23 protein-coding genes are annotated in these 25,419 nt (G+C 65.3%); 13 read left to right on the top strand and 10 right to left on the bottom strand.

Features of this window, described 5'->3' with window-relative positions:
* The first annotated feature begins 11 nt into the window (after positions 1-11).
* The gene (locus NKJ57_RS07850; protein ID WP_352510874.1) at positions 12-2,561 is read left to right on the top strand and encodes a caspase family protein; all 2,550 of its coding nucleotides are present in this window, start codon (positions 12-14) and stop codon (positions 2,559-2,561) included.
* 14 nt (positions 2,562-2,575) lie between these two features.
* Positions 2,576-2,863 carry a hypothetical protein gene (locus NKJ57_RS07845; RefSeq protein WP_352510875.1) on the top strand — a complete coding sequence of 96 codons (288 nt, stop codon included), beginning with the start codon at positions 2,576-2,578 and terminating at the stop codon, positions 2,861-2,863.
* 49 nt (positions 2,864-2,912) lie between these two features.
* On the opposite strand, the gene NKJ57_RS07840 is transcribed toward NKJ57_RS07845, so the two are convergent.
* Positions 2,913-3,554, bottom strand: a complete 642-nt coding sequence (locus NKJ57_RS07840; protein ID WP_352510876.1) for a TetR/AcrR family transcriptional regulator — start codon at positions 3,552-3,554, stop codon at positions 2,913-2,915.
* Between the two features lie 435 nt (positions 3,555-3,989).
* Between NKJ57_RS07840 and NKJ57_RS07835 the strand changes: the two genes are divergently transcribed.
* From NKJ57_RS07835 to NKJ57_RS07825, 3 genes are read left to right on the top strand one after another with little or no spacing between them, the layout of a single operon-like run.
* Positions 3,990-4,484 (top strand): (2Fe-2S)-binding protein, encoded by a 495-nt coding sequence (locus NKJ57_RS07835; protein WP_352510877.1) that lies wholly within the window; start codon positions 3,990-3,992, stop codon positions 4,482-4,484.
* Complete coding sequence (locus tag NKJ57_RS07830) at positions 4,481-5,464, top strand: FAD binding domain-containing protein (protein WP_352510878.1); 984 nt, start codon at positions 4,481-4,483, stop codon at positions 5,462-5,464. The genes NKJ57_RS07835 and NKJ57_RS07830 overlap by 4 nt, the downstream gene beginning before the upstream one ends.
* Positions 5,461-7,761, top strand: coding sequence for a xanthine dehydrogenase family protein molybdopterin-binding subunit (locus NKJ57_RS07825; RefSeq protein WP_352510879.1), 2,301 nt, complete (start codon positions 5,461-5,463; stop codon positions 7,759-7,761). The genes NKJ57_RS07830 and NKJ57_RS07825 overlap by 4 nt, the downstream gene beginning before the upstream one ends.
* 184 nt (positions 7,762-7,945) lie before the next feature.
* On the opposite strand, the gene NKJ57_RS07820 is transcribed toward NKJ57_RS07825, so the two are convergent.
* Positions 7,946-8,956, bottom strand: a complete 1,011-nt coding sequence (locus tag NKJ57_RS07820; RefSeq protein ID WP_023754629.1) for a zinc-dependent alcohol dehydrogenase family protein — start codon at positions 8,954-8,956, stop codon at positions 7,946-7,948.
* Between the two features lie 106 nt (positions 8,957-9,062).
* Here NKJ57_RS07820 and NKJ57_RS07815 point away from each other — a divergent pair, with 106 nt between their 5' ends.
* Positions 9,063-10,010 (top strand): LysR family transcriptional regulator, encoded by a 948-nt coding sequence (locus NKJ57_RS07815; protein WP_352510880.1) that lies wholly within the window; start codon positions 9,063-9,065, stop codon positions 10,008-10,010.
* Positions 10,011-10,105: 95 nt separating this feature from the next.
* Complete coding sequence (locus tag NKJ57_RS07810; RefSeq protein ID WP_352510881.1) at positions 10,106-10,606, top strand: hypothetical protein; 501 nt, start codon at positions 10,106-10,108, stop codon at positions 10,604-10,606.
* A 140-nt stretch (positions 10,607-10,746) separates the two neighbouring features.
* Here the strand turns inward: NKJ57_RS07810 and NKJ57_RS07805 are convergent, their stop codons facing one another.
* From NKJ57_RS07805 to NKJ57_RS07795, 3 genes are read right to left on the bottom strand one after another with little or no spacing between them, the layout of a single operon-like run.
* Complete coding sequence (locus NKJ57_RS07805; protein ID WP_023814860.1) at positions 10,747-11,637, bottom strand: ribokinase; 891 nt, start codon at positions 11,635-11,637, stop codon at positions 10,747-10,749.
* Positions 11,634-12,509: a MurR/RpiR family transcriptional regulator gene (locus NKJ57_RS07800; RefSeq protein ID WP_023672510.1), complete on the bottom strand. Its 876-nt coding sequence runs from the start codon at positions 12,507-12,509 to the stop codon at positions 11,634-11,636. Before NKJ57_RS07800 ends, NKJ57_RS07805 begins: the two co-directional genes overlap by 4 nt.
* The gene (locus NKJ57_RS07795; protein ID WP_352510882.1) at positions 12,506-13,507 is read right to left on the bottom strand and encodes a TIM barrel protein; all 1,002 of its coding nucleotides are present in this window, start codon (positions 13,505-13,507) and stop codon (positions 12,506-12,508) included. Before NKJ57_RS07795 ends, NKJ57_RS07800 begins: the two co-directional genes overlap by 4 nt.
* Positions 13,508-13,744: 237 nt before the next feature.
* Between NKJ57_RS07795 and NKJ57_RS07790 the strand changes: the two genes are divergently transcribed.
* The 6 genes from NKJ57_RS07790 to NKJ57_RS07765 are packed head-to-tail and all read left to right on the top strand — an operon-like array spanning position 13,745 to position 19,616.
* Positions 13,745-14,347, top strand: coding sequence for a CDP-alcohol phosphatidyltransferase family protein (locus NKJ57_RS07790; RefSeq protein ID WP_352510883.1), 603 nt, complete (start codon positions 13,745-13,747; stop codon positions 14,345-14,347).
* 41 nt (positions 14,348-14,388) lie between these two features.
* Positions 14,389-16,170 carry a bifunctional alpha/beta hydrolase/class I SAM-dependent methyltransferase gene (locus NKJ57_RS07785; protein ID WP_502902024.1) on the top strand — a complete coding sequence of 594 codons (1,782 nt, stop codon included), beginning with the start codon at positions 14,389-14,391 and terminating at the stop codon, positions 16,168-16,170.
* A 4-nt stretch (positions 16,171-16,174) separates the two neighbouring features.
* On the top strand, positions 16,175-17,530 hold the full coding sequence (locus tag NKJ57_RS07780; RefSeq protein ID WP_023807771.1) for a phosphatase PAP2/dual specificity phosphatase family protein: 1,356 nt from the start codon (positions 16,175-16,177) through the stop codon (positions 17,528-17,530).
* 10 nt (positions 17,531-17,540) lie between these two features.
* Positions 17,541-17,975, top strand: coding sequence for a hypothetical protein (locus NKJ57_RS07775; RefSeq protein ID WP_023693832.1), 435 nt, complete (start codon positions 17,541-17,543; stop codon positions 17,973-17,975).
* Positions 17,976-17,978: 3 nt separating this feature from the next.
* A complete protein-coding gene (locus NKJ57_RS07770) occupies positions 17,979-18,647 on the top strand; it encodes a lysophospholipid acyltransferase family protein (protein WP_023672504.1) in 669 nt (222 codons plus the stop codon).
* A gap of 39 nt (positions 18,648-18,686) precedes the next feature.
* Positions 18,687-19,616, top strand: a complete 930-nt coding sequence (locus NKJ57_RS07765; RefSeq protein ID WP_352460524.1) for a phosphatidate cytidylyltransferase — start codon at positions 18,687-18,689, stop codon at positions 19,614-19,616.
* 10 nt (positions 19,617-19,626) lie between these two features.
* Here the strand turns inward: NKJ57_RS07765 and NKJ57_RS07760 are convergent, their stop codons facing one another.
* The 5 genes from NKJ57_RS07760 to NKJ57_RS07740 all read right to left on the bottom strand — a co-directional run bounded on the left by NKJ57_RS07760 (position 19,627) and on the right by NKJ57_RS07740 (position 25,405).
* Positions 19,627-21,234, bottom strand: a complete 1,608-nt coding sequence (locus NKJ57_RS07760; RefSeq protein ID WP_023751870.1) for an FGGY-family carbohydrate kinase — start codon at positions 21,232-21,234, stop codon at positions 19,627-19,629.
* Between the two features lie 118 nt (positions 21,235-21,352).
* Positions 21,353-22,081 (bottom strand): SDR family oxidoreductase, encoded by a 729-nt coding sequence (locus NKJ57_RS07755; protein WP_352510885.1) that lies wholly within the window; start codon positions 22,079-22,081, stop codon positions 21,353-21,355.
* Positions 22,082-22,108: 27 nt separating this feature from the next.
* Positions 22,109-23,368 carry a sugar ABC transporter permease gene (locus NKJ57_RS07750; protein WP_023672500.1) on the bottom strand — a complete coding sequence of 420 codons (1,260 nt, stop codon included), beginning with the start codon at positions 23,366-23,368 and terminating at the stop codon, positions 22,109-22,111.
* Entirely contained in the window at positions 23,365-24,189 is an 825-nt protein-coding gene (locus NKJ57_RS07745; RefSeq protein WP_352510886.1) for an ATP-binding cassette domain-containing protein, read from the bottom strand. The genes NKJ57_RS07750 and NKJ57_RS07745 overlap by 4 nt, the downstream gene beginning before the upstream one ends.
* 151 nt (positions 24,190-24,340) lie before the next feature.
* Positions 24,341-25,405, bottom strand: a complete 1,065-nt coding sequence (locus NKJ57_RS07740) for an ABC transporter substrate-binding protein (protein ID WP_023672498.1) — start codon at positions 25,403-25,405, stop codon at positions 24,341-24,343.
* Positions 25,406-25,419 lie beyond the last annotated feature (14 nt).

Genomic DNA, 25,419 nt, shown 5'->3' with positions numbered 1-25,419 from the left:
GGAGTTTTGTCATGCTCCGACTTTGCGGATTCATCGCGGCCTTCATCCTTGCCGGCCTCACAAGCTTTGAGGCCTGCGCCGATCGAAGGGTCGCGCTCGTCATCGGCAATTCCGATTATCGCGACATCCCGGCGCTGAAGAACCCGGCCAAGGATGCCCAGGATGTATCGGCCACGTTCCGGCTGGCGGGCTTCGAGGTTTTCGTCGCCGAGAATCTCACCAAGCAGCAGTTCGAAGGCCAGTTCCGGGACTATCTGGCCGCCGCCGACGGCGCCGATCTCGCCGTCGTCTACTATTCCGGGCACGGCTTTCAGATCGGCGGCGAGAATTTCCTGATACCCGTCGACGCCTCGTTGAAGAAGGCGGCCGACATCGAGGTCCAGGCCATCAAGCTCAACGACGTGCTGGAGCAGCTGCGCTCGAAGTCGAAGATCCAGGTGATCATCCTCGATGCCTGCCGCAACAACCCCTTCCCGCGCAACAATTACTGGCTGCGCGACCAGCTTGTCACCGCCGGCAATACCGGGCTGGCGCAGGTGCGAAGCTCGCTCAACACGCTGATTGCCTTCGCCACCGAACCAGGCGCGGTCGCCTATGACGGCAGCGGCGACCTCAGCCCGTTTTCATCGGCCTTTTCGCGGCGCGCGCTGGCGCCGAACCAGGAGATCCGCACGGTCATGTCGGCGGTGCGCCGCGATGTCGTGCAGGCCACCAACGGCATGCAGGTGCCCTGGGAAAATTCCTCGCTGATCGATGACGTGGTGCTGGTGCGCCGCAACAACCGGCCTTCGCTGCCGCCAGTGCTGGAGAAGGTAGTGCTCTCGGGGGTCGGTCCTGTCGCTCTCGGCCTGCCGGAGCCGGTCGATGTCGATGGCGGCGCTATCAGCGTCAGCATCGAACGTCCGCCGGCAATGGGCCGTCTGGTGCTGGACGGCAAAGACGTCGCGGTGGGCGAACCGATCGCCGGCAAGGACCTGCCGCGCCTGCAGATGGATGTCCCCAAAGGCGCCGCCACGCAGGACGAGGTGGATATGCTGGCCTATGCCACGCATGACAATTGGGGCGGGGGGAGCCAGGGCATACTCGTGTTCCGCGTCAAGAGCGGCGAAGGTGCGGCGGGTCAGCAGATCATGGCTTCGCTCGAGGCCGAGCAGAAGCAGCAGGTGCTGGATCGCGGCATCCACATCACCGGCGCTGCCGAAGCGATCGAGAACCGCAAGCTTGATATTCCCGTCGGCGTCGGCCCCGTCGCGCTCAATCTGGATTTCCCCACCGACGATCCGGCGGTCAGCCTGAAGGTCTCGGGGTATCCGGCAACGGGAACGCTGTCATTGCCTGATCGAACCTTGTCGCCGCAATCCAGCCTTCTGGCCGGTGAAGTCGACCATCTCCGTTACGAGCCGCAGATCGGCGCCGGCGCGCCGGTCGAGGTCGGCTTCGAAATCCGGGCCGACAGCAGCTCGGCCAAGCCGGCGACGATGAAGCTGTCGCCGACGGTCGATGCCTGCGATACCGCCGCCGGCGAGCCTCTCGACCTGCAAGGCGTGGTGCCCGGCCTGCTGCCGAACGAGATCGGCGCCGGTGCGGTGGCAGCCTGCGAGGCGGCCGTGAAAACCTATCCAGACGTCGCCCGCTTCCACTACGAGCTCGGCCGCGCCCTGCTTGCGGCAGGCCAGGTTAGAGAGGCCAGGACAGCCATCGAGGACGCCGCCAAGAAAGGCCATGTGCGCGCCGTCTTCGAACTCGGCTATCTCAACGCAACCGGAACCGGGACGGCCATCGACCGCACCCAGGCCAACGCTCTCTACAAGGCTGCCGCCGACAAGGGCGATCCTTACGGTATGACCTCGTGGGGACGCGCGCTGTTCAATGGCTATGGCGTCAACCGCGATACGGCCAAGGGCCTCGACCTGCTGCTCAAGGCGGCGGCCATGGGGCACACCTATGCCATGAACGATCTTGCCGCCATCTTCACCGAGGGCCGCAATGGCGTGCCTGCCGATCCGGCCCGCGCCGTCGCCTTCCTGCAAGCGGGGGTGCAGCGCCAAGACATGTATTCGATGAACCTGCTCGGCCGCAATTACCTCTCCGGCCAGGGCATCGACAAGGATCCGAAGACGGCGCAGGCCCTGTTCCAGCAGGCCACCGATCTTGGCCAGCCCTACGCGCCCGGCAGCCTCGCCCGCATGTACAGGGATGGCGCCGGTGTGCGCCAGGACCCGGCGGAAGCGCAAAGGCTGTTCGAACTGGCGACCACGCGCGGCGATCCGTCGAGCGCCTATGATCGCGCGGCGCTCGAAATGGCGAAAGGCGACAAGGCCGATCAGGCTGTCGCGGTGCGCTTCCTGGCATTCGCCGTCGCGCTCGATCTGCGCAAGGAGTTGCCGGACGCCAAAAAGGGCCTGGCGCAGTTCGGCACCAAGCCGAAAACGGCAGCTTTGGACGCGCTGCGTCAGGAGCTCAAGTCGAAGATCCCCCCGTCCGGTTCGCTGGACATGCAACTGGTCAATGCGGCCCGGGGGGTCTGGGAAGAAGCCAATCCGCGTCGGGATTTGTTCTGAACAATAAGGAGGCCATGGTGGGCAAGGCATTCAAGCAGACATTCGGGCAGGCATTCATCGGGATAATTCTATCCGGCGTTCTGGCCGGGCTCATGGGCTGCACCTCCGTGTCGCCGATGTTTGAGCCGGCACCGCCGGTGAAACATCGCAAGGTGGTTCGCGCAGCACCCCAGCCAAAGGTGGTCAGATTCAAGAAGGCGGCCACCGGCAAAGTGATCAAGCCGGCCGAGGAGATCCCGCAAAAGCCGCCCGTGATTCCTTCTCTCGGCGGCAGCGGAGGCGGCGGTGGTGGTTGGGGATGAGGATGGGGCCGGAGCGAAAAGCTGGTTTCTGAAATTGAGGTGACTACCGCTACTTCGCCTTGGCAGCCCCGAATCGCAACCCGTCCATCAGCAGCGATACCAGCCGGCGCGAGCGGTCGCGCCAGTCCTTGGTGTCGGGGGCCGAGTAGATTCCGCCGAGTGCATGCAGCACATCGGAGGCGTCGACGTCGCTGCGGATCGAGCCTTCCGCCACTGCCGCCTCGACCAGTTGCCGCAAGGCCAGCGACACCCGGCCCGACATGTCGGAGAACACGGCGGAATTGGTGTTGAACAGGATGCGCAGGCTGGCCGCCAGGCCGCGCTTGGTGGCGATGTAGTCGACGAAGCGCTGCATCCACTGTTCCAGCGCCACATCGGCCGAATGGTGCCTGGCGAGATCATCGGCCGCCGCGCAGAGCGCCTCGACTTCACGCCGATAGACCACCTCGACCAGATGCTCGCGGGTTGGAAAATGCCGGTACAGCGTGCCGATGCCGACGCCCGCCTGGCGCGCGATCTCCTCCAGCGAGGCATCGACGCCGTGCTCGGCAAAGGCCGCTGCCGCAACCTCGACCAGCCGGTCGCGGTTGCGCTGCGCATCGGCGCGCAGCGGCCTTGGCGCTGCGGCTTCGCGCCTCTCGTCGGCAATTGCTTGCGACTGCTCGGTCAATTTTTTCTCCACTGTCGACATATGGGGCTTGAACCCAGAGGGGTAAGCCCCCAACTAATAAACGGAGGCGCCTCCGTTTTAGTGGAGCAGCCTTATCATATAATCAGGGGAGCCGGTATGTCACGTGTTGAGATTGTGAAGACTGAAGCATCCCCTGCCCGCTGGAGAGTCGGGGCGGCAGAGCTGCCAATCTCCCCCCTCGTGGGGGAGATGTCCGGCAGGACAGAGGGGGGCGCTGTCCCGCCAGCCTATCAAGGCCTGACCAACACCCGCTTGGAAAAGGTCTATTTCGACGCATGTAAATCGGGAACGTCGCATTCCTTCGCGCCCCCCTCTGCCCTGCCGGGCATCTCCCCCACAAGGGGGGAGATTAGGCGCACCGTCGCCTCTTCCCGTGTCCTCTCCCACTCGAGCCCCATCAATCCCTAGCGTCAAGCAACTGGAGCCAGACGCCTCATGATCGACCAAACCAAATCCATCACTATCCCCATCCGTCTCACCATCAACGGACACAGTCACGAACTGCAGGTCGAGCCGCGCGTCACGTTGCTCGACGCCTTACGCGACCGTCTTAACCTGACCGGCACCAAGAAGGGTTGCGACCAGGGCCAGTGCGGCGCCTGCACGGTGCATGTCGAGGGACAGCGCGTGCTGGCCTGCCTGACGCTTGCAGCACAGGTCGAAGGCCGCGAGATCACCACCATCGAAGGATTGGCCGGCGACGACGGCACGCTCAACGCGGTCCAGGCCGCCTTCCTCGACCAGGATGCTTTCCAGTGCGGTTACTGCACGCCGGGACAGATCATGTCGGCGGTCGGCTGCATCCGCGAGGGCCATGCCGGCTCGGATGACGAGATCCGCGAATACATGGCAGGCAATCTCTGCCGCTGCGGCGCTTATCCGCACATCGTTGCCGCCGTGCGCCAGGCGGCACTGGAGGTCGCGTCATGAGGGATTTTTCCTACGTTCGCGCCGATAGCATCGATGCGGCACGACAGGCGGCCGCCCTGCCTGGGGCCATGCTGCTTGCCGGTGGCACGACGCTGGTCGATCTCGCCAAATGCGGCGTGGCCGAACCCGACAGCCTGGTCGACATCACCCATCTCAAAGGACTCGACGCCATCAAGGTCGACGCTGACAGTGCCATGATCGGCGCGCTGGCCAAGATGAGCCACGTCGCCGACCATGCCGAGATCAAGAGCCGCTTTCCCGCGGTCTCCGAAGCGCTGTGGCAGGCGGCTTCCGCGCAACTGCGCAACATGGCGACCATCGGCGGCAATCTGATGCAGCGCACGCGCTGCCCCTATTTCCGCGATCCCGCGAGTTTTTCCGCCTGCAACAAGCGCTCGGCCGGCAGCGGCTGCTCGGCGATCGGCGGCGTCACCCGCGGCCATGCCGTGCTCGGCACCAGCGACGCCTGCATCGCCATGTATCCCGGTGACCTCGCCACCGCGCTGGTCGCCTTCGACGCCGTGGTTCACCTTGGCGAACGCCAGGTTGCCGTCGACGACTTCTTTCTCCTGCCCGGCGCCACGCCCGACAGGGAACATGCCATGCAACCGGGCGAGATGATCACGGCCATCAGCATCCCGGCTTCAGTCGCCGCCCGGCAGTCGACCTATCTCAAGGTTCGCGACCGGCAGTCCTATGAGTTCGCCGCTGCAAGCGCCGCAGTCGGCATCGACTTCGACGCCGATGGCCGCACCATTCGCGACCTGCGCGTCGCGCTGGGCGGCGTCGCGACGAAGCCGTGGCGGGCGCACGCCGTGGAAGCGGCGTTGAAGGGCAAGGTGCTCAGCGAAGACAGGGTGCGGGCAGCCAGCTTGCTCGCCATGGAAGGGGCGATCGACCACGGCGCCAACCACTACAAGATCGAACTGGCGCCGCGCGTCGTTGCCCGCGCCATCCTCAAGACGGGAGCCATGTCATGACCATTCACGACCCGAGGACACGGCACGGCGACGCTTCGGACGGCACTGCCGATCAGGTTGGCGGGCGGCTGTCGCGCGTCGACGGCCCGGCCAAGATTACCGGTGCGGCAAAATACGCCGTCGAGCAGCAGCTCGACGGGCTAACCTACGGCGTTCTGGTCGAAAGCACGATCGCGTCAGGCAAGGTGCGCTCGATCGACACGTCAGCCGCGGAGGCGGCCCCTGGCGTGCTCAAGGTGCTGACGCCCGATACCATCATGAGCCTGCGGACCGCATCGGACTGGTTCGGCACGCCGCCGCCGGACAAACCCTACTGCCCGCTGGCGCGCGACATCACCTTTTCGGGCCAGCATGTCGCCGCGGTCATCGCGGAGACTTTCGAGCAGGCCGTCGCGGCAGCGGCGATGGTCAAGGTCAGCTATGACGAGACGCCGGCCATCGTCGACCTCAGCGACGCCAAGGCCGGCGACGGCATTCCGATCGCCGCCATGACCAAGGAATGGGGCGATGCGCAGGCCGCTTTCGCCGCTGCCCCGGTGCGCGTCTGCGGCGCCTATAACACGCCGCGCGAATACCAGGCGCCGATGGAGCCGCATGGCCTCATCGCGCGCTGGGAGGGCGACCGGCTGACCGTGTGGGAACCGAGCCAGTGGCTCGACGGCATGGCCCGCACCTATGCCGAATGGTTCGGCGTGCCGTTCGAAAATGTACGGCTGGTCTCGCCTTATATCGGTGGCGGCTTCGGCTCCAAGGCATTGGCGCTCGGCCATGGCGCGGTGGCGGCTGCCGCAGCAAAAATGCTGGGACGGCCCGCGAGGGTGGTGATGACGCGGCCGCAGACTTTTACCGGCTATGGCGGCCGCGCCGCGACCCGCCAGACGGTGACGATCGGCGCCGACCGTGACGGAAAGATCCAGTCGATCGTGCATCGCGGCGTCAACGAAACATCCATAGACGGAATGTGGGTCGAGCCGTTGGGCGTCGTCACCTCGATCATGTATGCGACGCCCAACTTCTCCTCGAAGCAGAATGTCGTGCGGGTGAATTCGGTGGTGCCCGGCGCCATGCGCGCGCCGGGCGAAAACCCTAGCGCCTTCGGCATCGAAAGCGCCATTGACGAGCTCGCCTACGAGGTCGGCATCGATCCGCTGGAGATCCGGCTGAGGAATTACGCCGAGCAGGATCCGCACGCAAAAAAGGCTTGGTCGACGCGGCAGTTGCGCGAGGCTTTCGCGGCTGGCGCCGAACGCTTCGGCTGGGCCCAGCGCACGTCCAAACCGCGTTCGATGCGCGACGGCAACCAGCTGATCGGCTGGGGCGTCGCCGCCGGCACCTATCCGGTACGGCGCGCTTACGGCGAGGCCATCGTGCGTATCCTTGCCAACGGCTCGGTCGAGGTCGAAAGCTCCTCGATCGACATGGGCCAGGGCACCTACACGATCCTGGCGCAGACAGCGGCCGAAACGGTAGGCGTGGCGGCCGACCATGTCGTGGTGAAGCTCGGTGATTCCCGGTATCCCCGCGCCGGCGTCGCCGGCGGGTCGCGGCTGGCCGGCGTGATGACGGGCGCGGTCTACAAGGCGGCGACATCGGCGCTCGACCAGCTTGTCGGGCTGGCGATCAGCGATCCGCGCTCGCCCTTCCACGCGCTGCAGGCGAACACTTTGGTCGTCGCCAATGGCCGCATCAGGTCGCCGCGCGGCGATGGTCCCGATGTCTCGATCGCCGACCTGCTGGCCAGCGTCGGCCGCGACCGCATCGAGGCCACCGGCGACACCATGCCGGCGAACTCGACCGCCGAGGATCGCTACAAGAACTACACCACCATCGCGGCGGCGCTGCCGCACACCGAGGGCGACTATTCGCGCCACTCCTGGTGCGCGCATTTCATCGAGGTGCGCGTCGACGAGGATTTCGGCACGGTGCGCGTGTCGCGCGTGGTATCGGCGCTGGATTCGGGCCGGCTCTACAACCCCAAGCTGGCCGAAAGCCAGTGGAAGGGCGGCATCATCATGGGCATCGGCCAGGCGCTGCTTGAAGAAGGCATTGTCGACCGCAGGCATGGCCGCATCGTCAACAACAATCTCGGCGACTATCTGGTGCCGACCAATGCCGACATCCCCGATATCGAGGTCATCTCGGTCGGCATTCCCGACCTGCACTCTTCGGTGCTCGGCGGCAAGGGTGTCGGCGAACTGGCCATCGTCGGCGTAGCGCCGGCGATCGCCAATGCGGTGTTCCATGCGACGGGAAAAAGAGTGCGGGATTTGCCGATCACGCTGGAGAAGTTGATCTAGGAAGCGGCGTGCGTAATCTCGCCCCTCGAGGGGGAGATGTCGCCGAAGGCGACAGAGGGGGTCGCCTCTCGTAGAGCGCCAACCTCCTTCCGCCGCAGTAGGTCGAGCCCGGTCGGACCGACCCCCTCTGCCCTGCCGGGCATCTCCCCCTCAAGGGGGGAGATTGGCAGCTCGCGCGCCTCGGTTACCAGTCGAGCTTGAACGCAAGCTTGCCGAAATGCTGCCCGCCTGCCGCCATGTGCGCGTAGGCTTCGGCCGCCTGCTCCTGGCTGAACACCTTGTCGACGACCGGGTCGATGCGGGCGGCGGCGATGGCGCGGACGGCGGCGCGAAGGTCAGATACCGACCCGGTGTTGTTGCCGATCACCTTCAGTGCCTTGATGATGATCGGCAGCAGGTCGACCGTGGCCTCGGCGCCGGTGACGAAACCGATGGTGAACAGCGTGCCGCCAGGCGCGGTGGCGTTGACGGCGCGGGCGAAGGTGGCGGTGCCGGCGGTCTCGACGACGAGGTCGGCGCCGAGGCCGCCGGTCAGTTCCAGCACCTTGCCGTCCCAGTCGGGCGTCGCGCGGTAGTTGATGAGATGATCGGCGCCGAGTGCCTTCGCCCGCCCCAGCTTCTCGTCCGACGAAGAAGTGATGATGACGGTGGCGCCGGCGGCTTTCGCCAGCTGCAGGGTGAAGATGGAGACGCCGCCGGTGCCGAGCAGCACGACGACCGAGCCCGGCCCGACATCGGCGGCGCAGACCGCGTTCCAGGCGGTGGTCGCGGCGATCGGCAGGGTCGACGCCGCCTCGAAAGAGAGACGAGCCGGTACCGGCACGAGCGAGTTGGCCGGCAGCGCGACATATTCGGCGAGCGACCCCGGCAGCGAAATTCCGCGCATCTGCGTCATCTCGTTAGGCCGGGGCGGACCGCCGATCCAGCGCGGCTTGGCATGGGCAACGACGCGATCGCCGACGGCGAAATCCGTAACGCCCTCCCCCAGCGCGACGATCTCGCCGGCGCCGTCGGCGACGGGAATGAGCGGAAAGTCGGGCACGCGATAATTGCCGCTGGCCACCGCCACATCGACGAAATTCAGGCTCGCGGCGCGCTGGCGGATCAGCACTTCGCCGCGCTGCGGTTCAGGCGTGGCAATGGTGGTGGCGCGAAAGGCGTCCAGCTTGGCGGCGGTCAGTTCGATGGCTTTCATGGCTCACGCATTCCTGTTTAAGGGGTCAATCGTCAGGATTGAGTGAAGCTATCTGCTGCGCTACAAGCAGATAATCCGGAATTTTTACATTTGAGTCCTGTGCTTTATGCAGCAATCACACAACCCCGCCAGCCTTGCCGAAATGGCCGCCTTTGCGGCCATCACCGAAGCGCGCTCCTTCACCAAGGCAGCGTTGCACGTCGGGCGCGACTCGACGGTTCTGTCACGCCGCCTGCAATCGCTGGAGCAGCGGCTCGGCGTGCGGCTGCTGCACCGGACCACCCGAAGCGTATCGTTGACGGAGGCGGGAGCGGAGTTCCTGGTACGCGTCCGCGCCATCCTGGCCTCGGTAGACGAAGCCGAGGCTGCTGCTTCCGCGCATGCCAGCGGGACGCCGCGCGGCTTGCTGCGGCTGGCGCTGCCGGGAACCTTTGGGCGTATGTGGATCGGGCCGCTGTTGCCGCACTTTCTAGCGACGTTCCCGGATGTCCGCATCGAGGCCGAGTTCTCCAACCGGTTCGTCGATCTCGTTGCAGAGAACTTCGATGTCGCCGTCCGTCTCGGCGCGCTGGAGGACTCGCGCCTGGTGGCGCGCAAGATCGCGACACGGCGGCGGTTGCTGTGCGCTGCTCCCTCCTACCTCGCCCGCAGGGGCGCGCCGGAAGCGCCGGAAGCGCTGACCGAACACGCCTGCCTCGGCTTCTCCGGCTTCCAGACCTTTCCCACCTGGGAGATGACCGACAGTTCGGGCCGCCGCGTCAACGTCGACGTCTCGGGGCCGATGGTGTGCGACGATGCAGAGGTGCTGGTCGAAGCCGCGGTGCAGGGCCTCGGCCTGATGATGAGCACCGACTGGCTGGTCGGACGCGAACTCGCCGACGGACGGCTGGTGCCGGTGCTGGCGGACTGGACGCTGGCCGACGAAGGCGCGGTCTATGTCGTCATGCCCTCGGCCAAGGGACAAGCCGCCAAGACACGCGCCTTCGCCGAGTGGATCGGCAAGCGCTTCGCGCCGGAGCCGCCCTGGACGTCGAGGCCGGTCTCAAAGGCTTGATCAATGGGGCGCGCCGGGGGCTAAGACGGCATATGCCGCTGTCACCAGGCCTTTTGTCCTGTATGATCTCGTTGAAGGAAGCTTGGGAGGGGATCATGCAAAGTGCATTGGCGAAGTTCATCATGGCAGGTTCCGTTCTTGCCGCGCTGCAAGCCGCGCAGCCGGCTTTTGCCGCGTCCTGCAGTTGGAGCGCCAAGATGGAAGAAGACGAAGGCGGCAGCGTGCTGACGGCTTCGGTGTGCGGCGGACCGAAGGCCGATGCGCATCTGATGCTCGTCTGTTTCGACAAGCCGGTGCTGAGCTACGATCTGGGTGCGGCCGGCCAGCAGCTGGAGCCCGGCATCAGCGCTTCCTTCACCTTCAAGGGCGGTGACAAGAGCGTGACCAAAAAGCTCGACCTCGAAGCCATGTATAATTACTTCACGGCTGAGCTGAGCAAAGACGATCCACTGCTCGGCCTGTTGCGCGGCAAGGGCGACGTCACGGTTACGGCCGACAAATATGGCGAGAACAGCTTTCCGCTGACGGGCTCGAGCGCTGCGATCGGTAAGGTGCTGGCGCAGTGCGGCAAAGGTTCGGCCGGCGAAGCGGACTGAGGCTCCCTACTTTCGACCACGCAGCTTGGTCCCGCGCCTCCATCAGGGCAAAGCCAAGCAGGTTCTCGCCGCGCCCGGTTTGCCGTTTCGCTCATCGACGGGGGCACGGGTTTGGAGGCGGCAATGTGCGGCCTGAGTTTTCAACGCGAGCTGCGCTTTCCCTCCGGTGTCGCCACCAGCGAGGCGGCGGCGGCATTGGCCGTGGCGATCGCCGCTTCCATCGGATGGCCACGGGCGAGGCCTGCCGCGAAGGCGCCGACGAATTCGTCGCCGGCGCCATGGGTGCTGACGACTTTTACCGGAATGGCCGCCAGCGCGAAGGCCGCGCCGATCCGGTCGCAATAGGCGACGCCTTCGCCGCCGGCGGTGACGATCGCCGAGGGGTAGGTATCGATCAGCCGCCGCGCGGCTTCGGTTGCGCCGGCGAGCGTATCGACGACCGGAACGCCGGCCAAAAATTCCGCTTCGATGGCGTTGACGATGACGATGTCTATCAGCGCGGTCAATTCGGCCGACAGTGTTCGCGCCGGTGCGGCGTTGAGCACGACGCGGCCGCCGGATGCCTTCACCGCGCGCGCGGCAGCGATGTTTGCGGCGTCGGGCACTTCGTTTTGCAGCAACAGCACTGCCGTCTGTACCACCACCTCCCTTGCTGCCACGACGTCATCATCGTCCAGCGTGAGATTGCTGCCGGAGACGATCACCGCACCATAGTCGCCATCGCTGTCGAAGATCGCCACGCTCATGCCGGAGCCTGCGCCTGCCGCCACGCGCACGAAGCGGCGATCGACGCCGGCGCGATCTAGATTGGCCAGCAGCGCCGTGCCGAAATCGTCGTCGCCGACGGCGCCGATCATCGCCGCACGCACGCCGGCGCGTGCCGCCGAGACCGCCTGGTTGCCGCCCTTGCCACCGCATTTCGGCTGCCAGGCATGGCCGGTCACCGTCTCGCCCTTGCGCGGACGGTCGGGCGCGTCGACCATGATGTCGTAGTGCAGGCTGCCGAAGACGGTGACCAGCGGAACCGTCATGTGCCCCGGTCTTTTCGTTTCGAGGTGACGGCCGACATGGTGCGGCCGAGATTGCGCTCCGCCGCCTGATAGTCGCGCTGCGCCACCGCCACGAACAAAGCGTCGAGGATGTTGAGCTGCGCGATGCGCGCCGCCGCGTTTTCGCCCATCAGCGGCGAGCCTTGCGCGGTCGAGCACAGCACGATGTCGGCAATCTGGGCCAGCGGCGAGTTGTCGTAGTTGGTGATGGCCAGCGTGCGGGCGCCGCTCTTGCGGGCTAGATGGATGGCGTCGATGACGGCCGACGTGTTGCCGGAATGCGAGAAGCCGACGGCGATGTCGTCGGCGCCGAGGAGCGAGGCCGACATCAGCATCATGTGCGAGTCGTCATAGACAGACGCGCGGATGCCGATGCGCAGGAATTTGTGCGAGACATCGCGGGCGATCTGGGCGGAGCCGCCGACGCCATAGAAATCGCGGTTCCTGGCGCGGTAGAGCAGATCGGCGGCACGGTCGAAATCGTCCATGTCGAGGATCGCGAGCGTCTCCTCCAGCGCCTGGATCGAGGTGCGGAACACTTTCTGCACGATCTCGGCCGAGCTGTCGTCGACCGACAGTTCCTGGTGCATCTCGGCGGTCGGGAGGCGGCTGTATTCATAGACGGCGGTGCGGAAGTCGCGGTAGCCGGAGAAGCCGAGTTTCTTGGCGATCTTGACCACCATCGCCTCCGACACGCCGGCCTCCTCGGCGATCTGCTTGAGCGGAATGGTCTCGTCGAAACCGCGCCGGCCGAAGACGGTTTCCACCACCTTGGCCTCAAGCGGGGTGAGATGCGGCATCATCATGCGGATGCGCGGCCCCACGGCTTTCAGATCGAGATTGCTCAACGTCATCCACGTCCCCTCGTCTCCGGCCCGAGCATGGCTTCCTGGACGATAGCCTGCGACGTCACGGCGTCCTGACTGTCCATGGCGGCGGACAGGCGGTTATCCTTCTCCAGACGGTCGACAACGCACAGCATGCGCTTGACGGTGGCGATGTTGACTTCGCATTCGCGCACCGGATCGAGCCCGGTCATGTCGGGGAAGGTGTCGAAGTAGATGGCGCCGGCATAGCCGTCGCGGCGGATCTGGCGCAGCAGTTCGATGGTCTGCAGCGTGTGCACCGCGCCGACCATCAGGCCGTCGTCGCGCTTGGCATAGCCATCGTTGAGATGGACGCCGAGCAGCTTGCTGTGGCGAGCGATCAGCGCCGCGGCGAAGGCCGGCTGTTCGTCGGCATAGAGCACATGGGCGAAATCAAGCGTGACGCCGAGATTGGGTAGGCCGACCTCGCGGATCGCCAGCAAGGTGGTCGCGGCATCCGGCATCAGCGAGTAGGAGCGCGGTTCGTTCGGCTTGTACTCCAGGCTGATCTGGCAGCCGGGATCATGCGCGACAACTTCACGAACCCCATCGATCTCGTGTTGCCAGAGCGTCGCATAGTCGGCCTGGAAGGCGTAATCGAAACCATCCTGGCCGAGCCACAGCGTCATCAAACTGGCGCCCGCCGCGCGCACCGCATCGATACCGGCCTTGGTCAGGTCGATGGCTTCGCGGCGCACCGCCGGGTCCGGATTGGTGAAGGCGCCGAGCTTGAAGGCCGGATTGGAGTAGTAACGCATGGCAAAGCCGTTGATGGAAAGCCCGAGACCGCCGAGCTTTCGGGCGATTTCAGCCGGCTTTTCACTGACATGGTCGGGGAAATTAAGATCAAGATCGGTCAACCCGTCGACCTTGGCCGCGCGAGTGGCCATCTGCAGCATGGACGGCTTGCCGGTGAGATCAGGCCATTCGGCTTGCGGCCGCGAGGCGAAGGAATTCAGGCGGGTGGCGAAGCGACTGTTTGTCATGATCGACCTTTCAGTGATTTACTTCACATAAATATGAATATTTGTAAAGTTCTCATTTGCGAGGCGGTTTGTAGCGCGCAACATCCTGCTTGGCCGAGATCTTCGGCTGCGCCTCTGCATCATGCCGGGAGTTTCGAGTCCCGCAACGGTGCGGATGCTGGTGCGAGCCCTTGCGCCCTGCCTGACGATTGACCAATCTCGCCGACACTGTCATGAGCCGCGGTTGGGGGATCGCACATGCCAACGCTTTATCAACTGAAACCGGCCTTTCAGGCCAGGCTGCGGCCGCTGGCCGACCGGCTGGCCGATGCCGGCGTCACCGCCAACCAGATCACGCTTCTCGCCGCCGCGCTCTCCATCGCCACCGGCCTGGTGGTCGCGGCCTTTGCCTTCCATCCCCTGGTTTTCCTCTTGATGCCGGTGGTGCTGTTCGTGCGCATGGCGCTCAACGCCATTGACGGGATGCTGGCCAGGGAACATGGGCAAGCATCAAAACTCGGCATGTATCTCAACGAACTCTGCGACGTGGTCTCGGACTTGGCGCTGATCCTGGCCTTTGCCACCTTGTTCCCGGCCTGGAGTGTCGTCGCCTTCGCTATTACCGCCATGCTTGTCGAGTTCGCCGGCGTGCTCGGCGTTGCCGCAGGCAGCGGGCGCAACTATGCCGGGCCGTTCGGCAAGAGCGACCGAGCCCTGGTGCTCGGCGTCATCGCCTTCCTCATCGCCTGCGGCCTGTGGTTCCAAGCGATTGTGCCCTTTGTGTTTCCGGTCATGGCTACACTGTCAGTCGTAACCGCCATCAACCGGATACGCGGCGGCCTTAGAGCGGGCGGCGCATGATGCCAAAGCGTCAGGCACCCGACCGCCAGAGGGAAACCATGATCCACCAGACCATTGCAGCCGGAGCACCGGCAAGCCTCGAGCGCATCGCGCAGGAGCGCACGTTCAAGAGCCATGACGGCACCGAGATCTTCTACCGCTACTGGCCGGCCGCCGGGTCGACGCCAAAGGGTGCGATCCTTCTGTTCCATCGCGGCCACGAGCATGGCGGCCGCATGGCGCATCTGGTCGACGAACTCGCCATGCCCGACCATGCCTTCTACGCCTGGGACGTGCGCGGCAATGGCCGCTCGGCCGGCGAGCGCGGCTATGCGCCATCCTTTGCCGCCCTGGTTCGTGACATCGACTGCCTGGTGCGTGAGATCGGCCGGGATGGTTTTGGCCAGCGCGACATCGCGCTGATCGCGCAGTCGTTCGGCGCCGTGCTGGCTGCTGCCTGGGTGCATGACTATGCGCCCGACATCCGCGCGCTGGTGGTGGCTTCACCGGCCTTTTCGGTCAAGCTCTACGTGCCCTTCGCCAAAGAGGGCATTGCGCTGTGGCAGAAGCTCAAGGGCCGCTTCTTCGTCAATTCCTACGTCAAGGCGAAGTTCCTGACGCATGATGCCGAGCGCATCGCTTCCTTCGACGCCGATCCGCTGATCACGCGACCGATCGCCTCCAACATCCTGGTCGAGCTTTACGACCACGCTGCCCGCATCGTCTCGGACGCGCGCGCCATCACCGTGCCGACGCAGCTCTTGATCTCCGGCAGCGATTGGGTGGTGCGGCATGGACCGCAGCACGAGTTCTTCGTCAATCTCGGCAGCAGCGCCAAGGAGCGGCATGTGCTGCCCGGCTTCTTCCACGACACGCTGGGCGAGCGCGATCGCAAGCAGGCGCTGGACCTGATCCGGCCATTCCTCGAAAAGCAATTCGCCACGCCGGAGAAAACCATCGACTTGCTTCAGGCCGACCGCGCCGGCTACACCCGCGACGAGGCCGAGAGGCTGGCCTCGCCGCTGGCGCTGCTGTCGCCAAAGGGTATCTACTGGGCGATAAGCCGCGCCTCGATCGGCATCGGCGCCTGGCTGTCTTCGGGCATGAAGATTGGCATCGCCACCGGCTTCGATTCCGGCTCGACGCTCGACTATGTCTACGAGAACGACGCGCGCGGCATCGGCTTCATCGGCCGCATGATCGACCGCACCTTCCTCGACGCCATCGGCTGGCGCGGCATCCGCCAGCGCAAGCTGCATCTGGAAGAGCTGATCGGCAACGCCGCCGCCAGCCTGAAGGCAGCCGGCCGTCCCGTCCACATGCTCGACATCGCCGCCGGTCACGGCCGCTATGTGCTCGATGCCGTCGCCAAATGCACTGAACCACCAGCAAGCGTGCGGCTGCAGGATTATTCCGAGCTCAATGTCGGGTTGGGTTCGAAGCTGATCGCCGAGCGGCAGCTGCCGACCAGCGTCAGCTTCCACCAGGCCGACGCCTTCGATGCCGACATGCTGGCCGGGCAAAAGCCGGCGCCGGACCTCGCCATCGTCTCCGGGCTTTACGAATTGTTCGCCGACAACACGATGATTTCCCGCTCGCTCGGCGGGCTGGCCAGCGCCATGCAGTCCGGCAGCCTGCTCGTCTACACCAACCAGCCATGGCATCCGCAGCTGGAGATGATCGCGCGCAGCCTGACCTCGCATCGCGGCGGCCAGGCCTGGGTGATGCGGCGGCGCACGCAGGGCGAGATGGACCAGTTGGTGACGGCTGCCGGTTTCGAAAAGATCGACCAGCGCATCGACCAATGGGGCATCTTCACCGTCTCGGTCGCACGGCGCGTCTGAGACCATGGCCCTGCCTGTCACTGACCCTGCCCCGGCGCGGGAACCCTATTTGGGCATCGTGCTGAGGGCCGCCCTTTGGCTGGCGCTGCTGGCGCCGTTCTTCTATTCGACCTATGGCTTTGCCAACTGGCTGGCGTCGCGGCGCGACCATGTCGGCAGCATCGTGTTTGCCTGGGAACACGCCATCCCTTTCGTCGCCTGGACGATCGTGCCCTATTGGTCGATCAATCTGTTCTACGGCCTATCGTTGCTGCTCAACACGACCAGGCGCGGTGTCGACCGGCTCGCCGGCCGTTATCTCTCGGCGCAGATCATTGCCGTCGCCTGCTTCATCGCGTTCCCGCTGACGGCGACATTCGTGCGGCCGGAAACCACCGGCCTGCCAGGTTTCCTGTTTGCAGTGCTCGGTGGTTTCGACAAGCCGTTCAACCAGGCGCCATCCCTGCACATCGCACTCCTGGTGATCATCTGGGACCATTGGCGTCACGTTCTGGCACGTCACCGTCTCGGCGGCATTCTCCGCCCCGTCTGGCACGTCTGGTGTTTTCTCATCGGCGCCTCGGTGCTGACGACGTGGCAGCATCATTTCATCGACATTCCGACCGGCGCGCTGCTCGGCCTGTTTGCGCTATGGCTGTTTCCGTTCAAGGGCGAATTGCCTTTCTGGGGTTTTCGTCTGACCGCCGACCCCAAGGCGCGGCGGCTGGCGGGCTACTACGCGCTGGGCGCCGCCCTTGCCTTGGCCGGCGCTGCCGGCGGAGCGTTTGTCTCCGCCGATTTTCTCATCCTGTTGTGGCCGGCATTGGCGCTGGCCATCGTCGCCTTCGCCTATGCCGGGGCCGGCGCCAAAGTGTTCCAGAAGGCGGCCGATGCCAGTGTCTCACTGGCCAGCCGCATCCTGCTCCTGCCCTACCGGCTTGGCGCCCGGATCAATGTGTGGGTATGGACCCGCCAACTGGCGCCGCAAGCGGAGATCACCGACGGTGTTTTCCTCGGCCGGTTTCCGAGTGCCGACGAGGCCAACCGCTTCGGCACAGTGATCGACCTTGCCGGCGAGATGGAACGGCCGCGCGGCGTGACCTGCCGCTGGATCAGCTACGCGATGCTCGACCTCGTGGCGCCGCCTCACGACAGGCTGGAGCGAGCGGTGGCGGCGATCGAGCTGGCGCGCCGGCGCGGCACCGTCCTGGTCTGCTGCGCGCTCGGCTTCCAGCGCAGTGCAGCCGTCGTCGCCGACTGGCTGGTGGTGACGGGGCGCTCGTACACAGCTGCACAGGCGCGCAAGAAACTCGCCGCGTCGGGCAGGCCCGTGCACCTTCAGATCGGGCTGGATGAACCGGGGCTGGAAGAACCGACATGAGTTGGCCGGCATGAGTGGCGACAATTTTCCCGAGAAGGCCGAAATATTCGCCGCCGGGCTGATGGTGCAGGCGGTGTGGCCGATCCTGCTGGTGGTCGCGGCTGTGATGGCAGCGCCGGTCATCGGCCTGGTGGCCGGACCGCAGACGACAGCGCTGTCCGCGGCGGCCTGGCTGGTCGCGGCGGCGAGCGCCGTGGCCACGCTGGCTCTTTCGGCCTTGCTTTTGTTCGATGCGCTGCTGTTCCGGCTGATGGCAAGCCACGCCAGCGAGGCCGCCGGAGGTGCCGCGGTCGACGATGTGCTGGCGCGCATGCGCCTGAAATCCACCACTGCCGGCGGCCGCTCGCTCGACCATCGCATGGCAGGCACGCGCCGCCTGCTGACAAGGCAGCGCATGGCGCTCGCCATGTTTGCTGCGGCATCCCTTTTCGCAGCATTTGTTTGAGCCATGACAAAACTTCACCTGCGCGCCAACACCTTCACCTTGCTGCAGACGGTGACGTCGGTCGGCCTGTCGGCGGCGGCCTGGGTGGTAACCGGCGTCAGACCAATCTGGAACGGCAGCCAGCCGTCGGAGCGGCAGCGCATCTACTTCGCCAACCATGCCAGCCATGGTGATTTCATCCTGCTGTCGGCTTGTCTGAGCGAGAAAGTGCGCGCCCGCACCCATGCGATCGCGGCGGCCGAATATTGGGGCAAGTCGCGGCTGCGCCGCTTCATCGCGCAGGACATGCTGTCGTCCGTGCTCATCCACCGGCAGTGGACCGACGAAACGCAACACCCGATCTCGATCATGCTGTCGGTGCTCGACGACGGCCACTCGCTGATCCTGTTTCCCGAAGGCACTCGCAACACGACGGAGGCGGATCTGCTGCCGTTCCGCTCCGGCCTCTACAATCTGTCGATGGCGCGGCCGGATGTCGAACTCATCCCGTGCTGGATCGAGAACATGTCGCGCGTGCTGCCCAAGGGCCAGTTCCTACCGGTGCCGCTTTTGTGCCGCGTCGTCTTCGGTCCGCCGGTGGCGATCGCGCCCGGCGAAGAACGCCGCACCTTCCTCGAGCGCGCGCGCCAGACGCTGCTGTCGCTCAACCCGCGTCCCGATCGGGACCACTAGCATGACCAGGCAAAGAGACTTCGTATGACACTGCCGCCAATGCATGAAACCGTCATCCTGCTGGCCGGCCTGATCTGCGTGCTGACCATGGCGAGCATCGTTGCCGGTATCCTCTCATGGCGGGCGCCGAAGCCGCTGCCCTCGACGCTCGTCAACTTGAACCAGCGCATCAACGCCTGGTGGGTGATGGTGCTGGCGATCACCGTCGCGTTCTTCTTCGGCCGCACCGGCATGACCATCCTGTTTGCGCTGATCTCGTTTGCCGCGCTGCGCGAGTTCGTGACGCTGACGCACAGCCGGCGCAGCGACCACTGGGTGCTGCTCGGCATGTTCGGCATCATCATTCCCTTCCAGTACTGGCTGGTGTGGACCGCCTGGTACGGGCTCTTCACCATTTTCATCCCCGTCTACTGCTTCCTCTTGATGCCGGCGATCACCGCGCTCAACGGCGACACCGAGCGCTTCCTCGAGCGGGTGTCGGCGCAGCAATGGGCGGTCATGATCTCGGTCTACTGCGTCAGCCATGTGCCGGCGCTGCTGACGCTCAACGTGCCCGGTTTCGAGGGCCGCAACCTCCTGCTCATCGCCTTCCTGATCATCACCGTGCAAGGCAGCGACGTGCTGCAATACATTTTCGGCAAGCTGTTCGGCCGGCATCTTCTGTCGCCGTCCGTTTCGCCATCAAAGACTTGGGAAGGGCTGATCGGCGGGCTGGTGTCATCGAGCCTGCTCGGCGCGCTGCTGTCGTTCCTGACGCCGTTCTCGCCGCTCGCGGCGGCAGGCGTCGCCTTCATCGCCTGCCTGATGGGGTTCCTCGGCGGGCTGGTGGCGTCGGCGATCAAGCGCGACCAGGGCGTCAAGGACTGGGGTCACCTGATCGAGGGTCACGGCGGCATGATGGACCGCGCCGACAGCCTGGTCTTCGCCGCACCGGTGTTCTTCCACATCGTCCGCTATTTCTGGACGTGAGCCAAGCCGTTCAATCGCGGATGGCGCGGCCTGCCTGCTGCAGCAATTCGAAGGCGGCGAAGCGCTTGTCGTGCCAGGGCACGAGGTCGCCACCGGCCGGGCGATAGATGTCGCCGATGCGCGACATGCCGGTCATCGCCGCGATCACATCGGGATATTTTTGCGCCGCCACCGCCGCCAATATGGCCGAGCCGAGCAGCACCGGTTCGGGCGAGGTCGAACCGGCGACGGTCAGCCCCGTCGTGTCGGCCAAAAGCTGACGTACCAGCTCGCTTTGCGCCGCACCGCCGCTGACGACGATAGTGTCGATGGCAATGCCTTTTTTGGCCATCGCCGCCAGGATCTGGCGAACGCCGTAGCCGATGCCCAGCAGGCCGCCGACATAGAGGGCGACCAGACTGTCGAGGGACGTGTCCATGCCAAGCCCGGCGATCAGGGCCTTGGACTCGGGATCGGCGAAGGGCGAGCGGTTGCCGAGGAATTCCGGCACGACATGCAGTCTCCCGGCCAGGTGCGCTACGGCGGACAGGTCGGCGGACTGCTTCGCCGCCTGCTGACCAAGCCAAGCGGTCAGGCCGAGACCTTCCGCCTTGGCTTTTGCGGATGCCTCAGCCGTGGCCGGATGGAAAGCGACGAGGTGGTCGATTGCAGCACCCGCCGCCGATTGCCCGCCTTCATTGAGCCAAAGCCCCGGCACCATCGAGGAAAAATACGGACCCCAGACGCCGGGCACGAAGGCCGGCTCGCTGGTGCTGGCCATGGTGCAGGCCGAAGTGCCGAACACATAGGCCATGCGCGACTGCAAGGTGCCGACCGAGCCCTGCCCGCCAACCGTGCCGACGCCGCCGGCATGGGCATCGATCAGGCCGGCCGCAACCGGCGTTCCCGGCAGCAGGCCGAGATCGGCCGCGGCGGCCTCAGTGAGGCCTTGGGCAAGTGCCGTGCCACCCTCGACGATTTCGGTGCCGATGCGGGCAAAGCCTTCATCGGCGAGCGCGCCGAGGCCGATGGCACGGAAATAGGCATCGTCCCAGCGCCGCTCATGACCGAGATAGGTCCATTTGCAGGTCAGCGTGCAGATCGAGCGCGCCAGGCTGCCGGTTGAGCGCCAGGTCAGATAGTCCGTCAGGTCGAAGAAATGCTCGGCCGCATCGAAGGTGGCGGGCAGGTTCTCGCGCAGCCACAGCAGCTTCGGCGTTTCCATTTCCGGCGAGATGGTGCCGCCGACATAGTCGAGCACGGCGTGCTTGCCGGCATTGATGCGCTGCGCCTGGTCGAGCGCGCGGTGATCCATCCAGACGATGATGTTGCGCTGGCTGTCGCCGGAACTGCCGGCCGGCAACGGCGCGCCATCCTGGCCGACCACGACCAGCGAACAGGTGGCGTCGAAGCCAATGCCGGCAATGTCGCGCCCGGCGAGCCCCGACTTGGTCACGGCTTCACGCACGCTGGCGCACACCGCGCGCCAGATATCCTCGCTCGACTGCTCGGCGATCTCACCGGGTTCGATAAACAGTGCGATGTCACGCTTCGCCGAGGCGAGCATGGTGCCCTTGCTGTCGAACACCCCTGCCCTGGCGCTGCCAGTGCCGACATCGATGCCGAGGAAGTGGGACATGGGGAACCTCAGAAGTTAGGCAGTAGGCAGTAGGCAGTAGGCAGTAGGCAGTAGGCGAGATGGTCAGCAGTGAACGGCCAGTTGCAAGAGCCTCTCCCATTCCCTAATGCCTACTGCCTCACAAATCATTGCTCTGCGGCAGGATCACCAGGTCCCGGATGGTGACGTTCCGTGGCCTAGTCAGCATGAACAGCACGGCTTCGGCGACCTCGACCGGTTGAATCAGGCCGCCCTTGGCCAGTTCATCCTCAAGCTTGTCCTTCGGCCAGTCGCTGATCAGCGCTGTCACCACCGGCCCCGGCTGCACCGCGCCGACGCGCAGGCCGTGCGGGGCGACCTGCCGGCGCACCGTGTGGACGAAGGCCTGCACGGCATGCTTGGATGCCGTATAGATCGGCTCCCAGACCACCGGCACCAGTCCGGCGATCGAAGACGTCACGATGATGTCGCCGGTCTTTCGTTCGACCATATGCGGAAGCACGGCGTGTATGGAACGGAACACCGCGTTGATGTTGAGGTTCAGCATGCGGTCCCACACATCGGGGTCGCCTTCGAGCACCGGGCCTCCGACATAGGCGCCGGCATTGGCGTGGAAGATATCGAGTTGGCCGGCCTTGTCCAGGATTTGCGGCATCATCGTCGCGACGCTGGCCGGCTCCATCAGATCGATCACCAGCGGGATCGCGTCGGGACCGAGTTCGGTGCAGACGCCTTTCAGCGCGTCTTCGGCGCGGTCAACAAGCACGACGCGGGCGCCCGCGGCGATCAGCGCCCTGGCGCATTCCAGGCCTATGCCCGACGCGGCGCCGGTGATCGCCGCGACTTTTCCACTCAAATCCTGAGCCATTCTTCTATCCTCGTATTCTCTGTTGGTTCAGGCGCGGCCGTGGGAAACCCGCGAGCGGCGTGCCAGGGAGTCGACGATGACCGCAATCGCCAGAACGGCGCCGGTGATCATGTAGCGAAGCGACGATGACAGATCGAGCAAGGTCAGCCCGCTGGCGATCGACTGGATGACGATGATCCCGAGCAGCGCGGAATAGGCGCTGCCACGGCCGCCAAACAGGCTGGTGCCGCCTATGACCGCCGCCGCAATGGCGTTGAGGTTGACGTCGCCGGTGCCGGCCTGCTGGCTGGCGGAGGCCAGCCGCGCCGCCGACAGGACGCCGCCGAGGGCGGCAAACATCGAGCACATGACGAAGGCGCTGAGGTAGATCGAGCGCACCTTGATGCCGGCGCGGCGCGCCGCTTCGCGGTTGCCGCCGACGGCGGTCATCGAGCGGCCCCATTGGGTGCGGGTCAGCGCATAGTTCATCGCCACCACCAGGCCGACGAATAGGCCGAACATCCACGGTATGCCGCGCGCCTGGTTGAGATAGCCGACGATCAGTTCGAGCAGGATGGTCAGGGCGGCGACGCGCACGATGAGGCCGCCGACAGACGGCGCCGACAAATTGACGGCCCGGCGGCGGCTGACGGTGCGCAGGCCGCTGATCAGCATGACGATGCCGGGCAATGCCGCCAGTGCATAGGACAGCCAGTCCGGCATGACCAGCAACTGGCCGAAATTCACCAGGTTCGAGCCATAGGGCAGATTGATCGAGCCGGTGGAGCCCAGAATATACAGCTGCAGGCCGAGCACGGCGAGCAGGCCGGCGAGCGTCGAGACGAAGCTTGGCATGCCGAGCCGGTTGAACAGCAAGGCATAGAGCGCGCCGATGAAACCGCCGACGGCAATTGCGGCGAGGATGGCGAGCGCCACCGGCCAGCCCTGGTTGACCCACAGCGTGCCCACCATGGCCGAGGCAAAGCCGCTGATCGAGCCGACCGACAGGTCGATCTCACCGACCATCAGCACACAGACGATGCCGAGCGCGATGACGCCGACGGTCGAGCAGTCGAACAGGAGATTGACCAGATTGCTCGACGAGACGAAGACCGGATTGAGGGCGGTGAACACGCTCCAGATGATGACCAGGCCGACGATGACCGGCAACGAGCCGAGGTCGCCGGAGCGGACGCGGTCGAAGAAGGCGCTGATGGCGCCACCAACGCCGGCCTGGTGCTTGACGCGCACGTCGCTGCGGTCGAGGGCCGTCGATGAGGAGGTGTCCTGCTTGGGCTCCGCGCTCATGGCCGCTGCTCCTGATTGTTCGCTTGTTCGGCGGCCTTGCGCCGTTCGGCGCGGCGCGACACTGCATTGTTGGCGGCGCCGGTGATGGCGCTGACCAGTTCCTGGTTCGAGGCGTCGGGTTCGAAGACGCCGTTGTTGCGGCCGAGCCTGAGCACCACGATGCGGTCGGCGACGGCGCGCACGTCCTCCATATTGTGACTGATCATCAGCACGCCGAGCCCACGCTCGCGCACCCGGTCGATGAGGTTCAGCACTTCCGCCGTCTGGGCGACGCCAAGAGCGGCGGTCGGCTCGTCGAGCAGGATGACCTTGGGGTCGAGCAGCAGCGAGCGGGCGATCGCCACGGTCTGGCGCTGGCCGCCGGACAGCGAGGCGACCGCCTCGCGGACGCTTGGAATACGCGCCGACAATTCGTTGAGCAGCGTCCAGGCGCGAATTTCCATCGCCACCTCGTCCAGCCGCAGCGGGTTGATCTCCTTGCCGAGAAAGATGTTGGCGACGACGTCGAGGTTTTCGCACAGTGCGAGATCCTGGAAGACGGTGGCGATGCCGAGCGTCAGCGCCGCACTCGGGTCAGGCATGGTCACTTGCTTGCCACGGAAATTGATGGTCCCCGAGCTCGGCTGGTGAACGCCGGCCAGAATCTTGACCAGCGTCGACTTGCCGGCTCCATTGTCGCCGACCAGCGCCACCACCTCGCCGGCATGGACATCGAGATCGATATCGGTGAGCGCCGAAACGGCGCCGAAATTCTTCGAGATGCCGCGCAGGCTGAGCACCAGCTCGCCTGCCGAAACCGGTCCGTCAGAGATGTCAGACATGGTGGCAAACCTTTCCGGATGGGCGGTCAAGAGTGACTGCGGACTTCCGGCCGCCGCAAGGGCGGCCGGAAAGCAGGATCAGGATTCTAGGTCATCTTTTATGCATGTCGTTATCCCAAAACCGCTGCGCGATTTTGGGCGACCTGCATTGTCACTTTGTGATGCCGAGCTTCTTGCAGCCTTCGGCATAGCGGTCGACGCAAAGCTCTTCGGCGGTGTTGATCTTCTTGTCGATGATCTCGGCCTTGAGGTTTTCCTGCGTCACCACCGCCGGCGTGAACAGCTGCGACGGGGTGTCGTAGAGGGTCATTTCGGCCTTCGGCGTCTCGCCCGACAGAAGCTGGACGGCGACGTTGGCGGCAGCCGCCGCAACGATCTCGCTCGGCTTGGAGATGGTGTTGTACTGGTCGCCGGCGATGATCAGCTGCAGGGCGGCGATGGTCGCGTCATTGCCGGTCACCGGCGGCACCGGATCGACTCCGGCGGCCTTGAAGGCGGCGATGGCGCCACCACCGGTGCCGTCATTGGCCGCAACAACGCCGACGATCTGCGTGGAGAAGCGGGTGATCTGGCCGCTTGCCCATTGCTGCGCCTTCGGCGGCGCCCATTCCGGCGTGTCGTATTCGGCAAGGATCTTGTAGCCGCTGTTGTCGAGGCTGGAATGGATGCCCTTCTTGATCAGCCCGGCGGCCGCGTCGGTCGGCGATCCGTTGATCTGCAGCAGGCCGCCGCTGGCGGGGTCGACCTTCAGCGCCTTGAGGTGTTCGACGAGCGAGTCGGCAATGGCCTTGCCGATGCCTTCATTGTTGAACGAGACGTAGAAGTCGGCAGGTGCGGTCGGGATCGGGCGATCATACGCGATGACCTTGACGCCCTGGCTCTGCGCCAGCTTGACCAGCGAGGCGGCGGCGGTCGAGTCGACAGGGTCAAGCACGATCGCCTTGGCGCCCTGCGAGATTACCGAGTTGAACTGCTGCTGCTGGCGCGAGGCGTCGGCATCGGCGTTCTGGTAGATCACCTTGCAGCCGGGGCAGAGTTTTTTCATCTCGGCGACGAAGCCGGGATAGTCGTGCTGCTCGTAGCGCGTCGAGGCCTGGTCGGGCATCAAGAAGGCGACCGTGGCGTCGGTAACCGGGGCGGCAAAGGCAGCGGTGCCGCCAAGAAGAGACAGAGTGAGCGCAATGGCTCCCGTCGATTTCCAGGCAAATCTGGTCATTTTGATAGCTCCGT

It is taken from the genome of Mesorhizobium sp. M0077, assembly GCF_040322955.1.
GTDB lineage: Bacteria > Pseudomonadota > Alphaproteobacteria > Rhizobiales > Rhizobiaceae > Mesorhizobium.
This window is presented reverse-complemented; position numbering and strand designations above follow the sequence as displayed.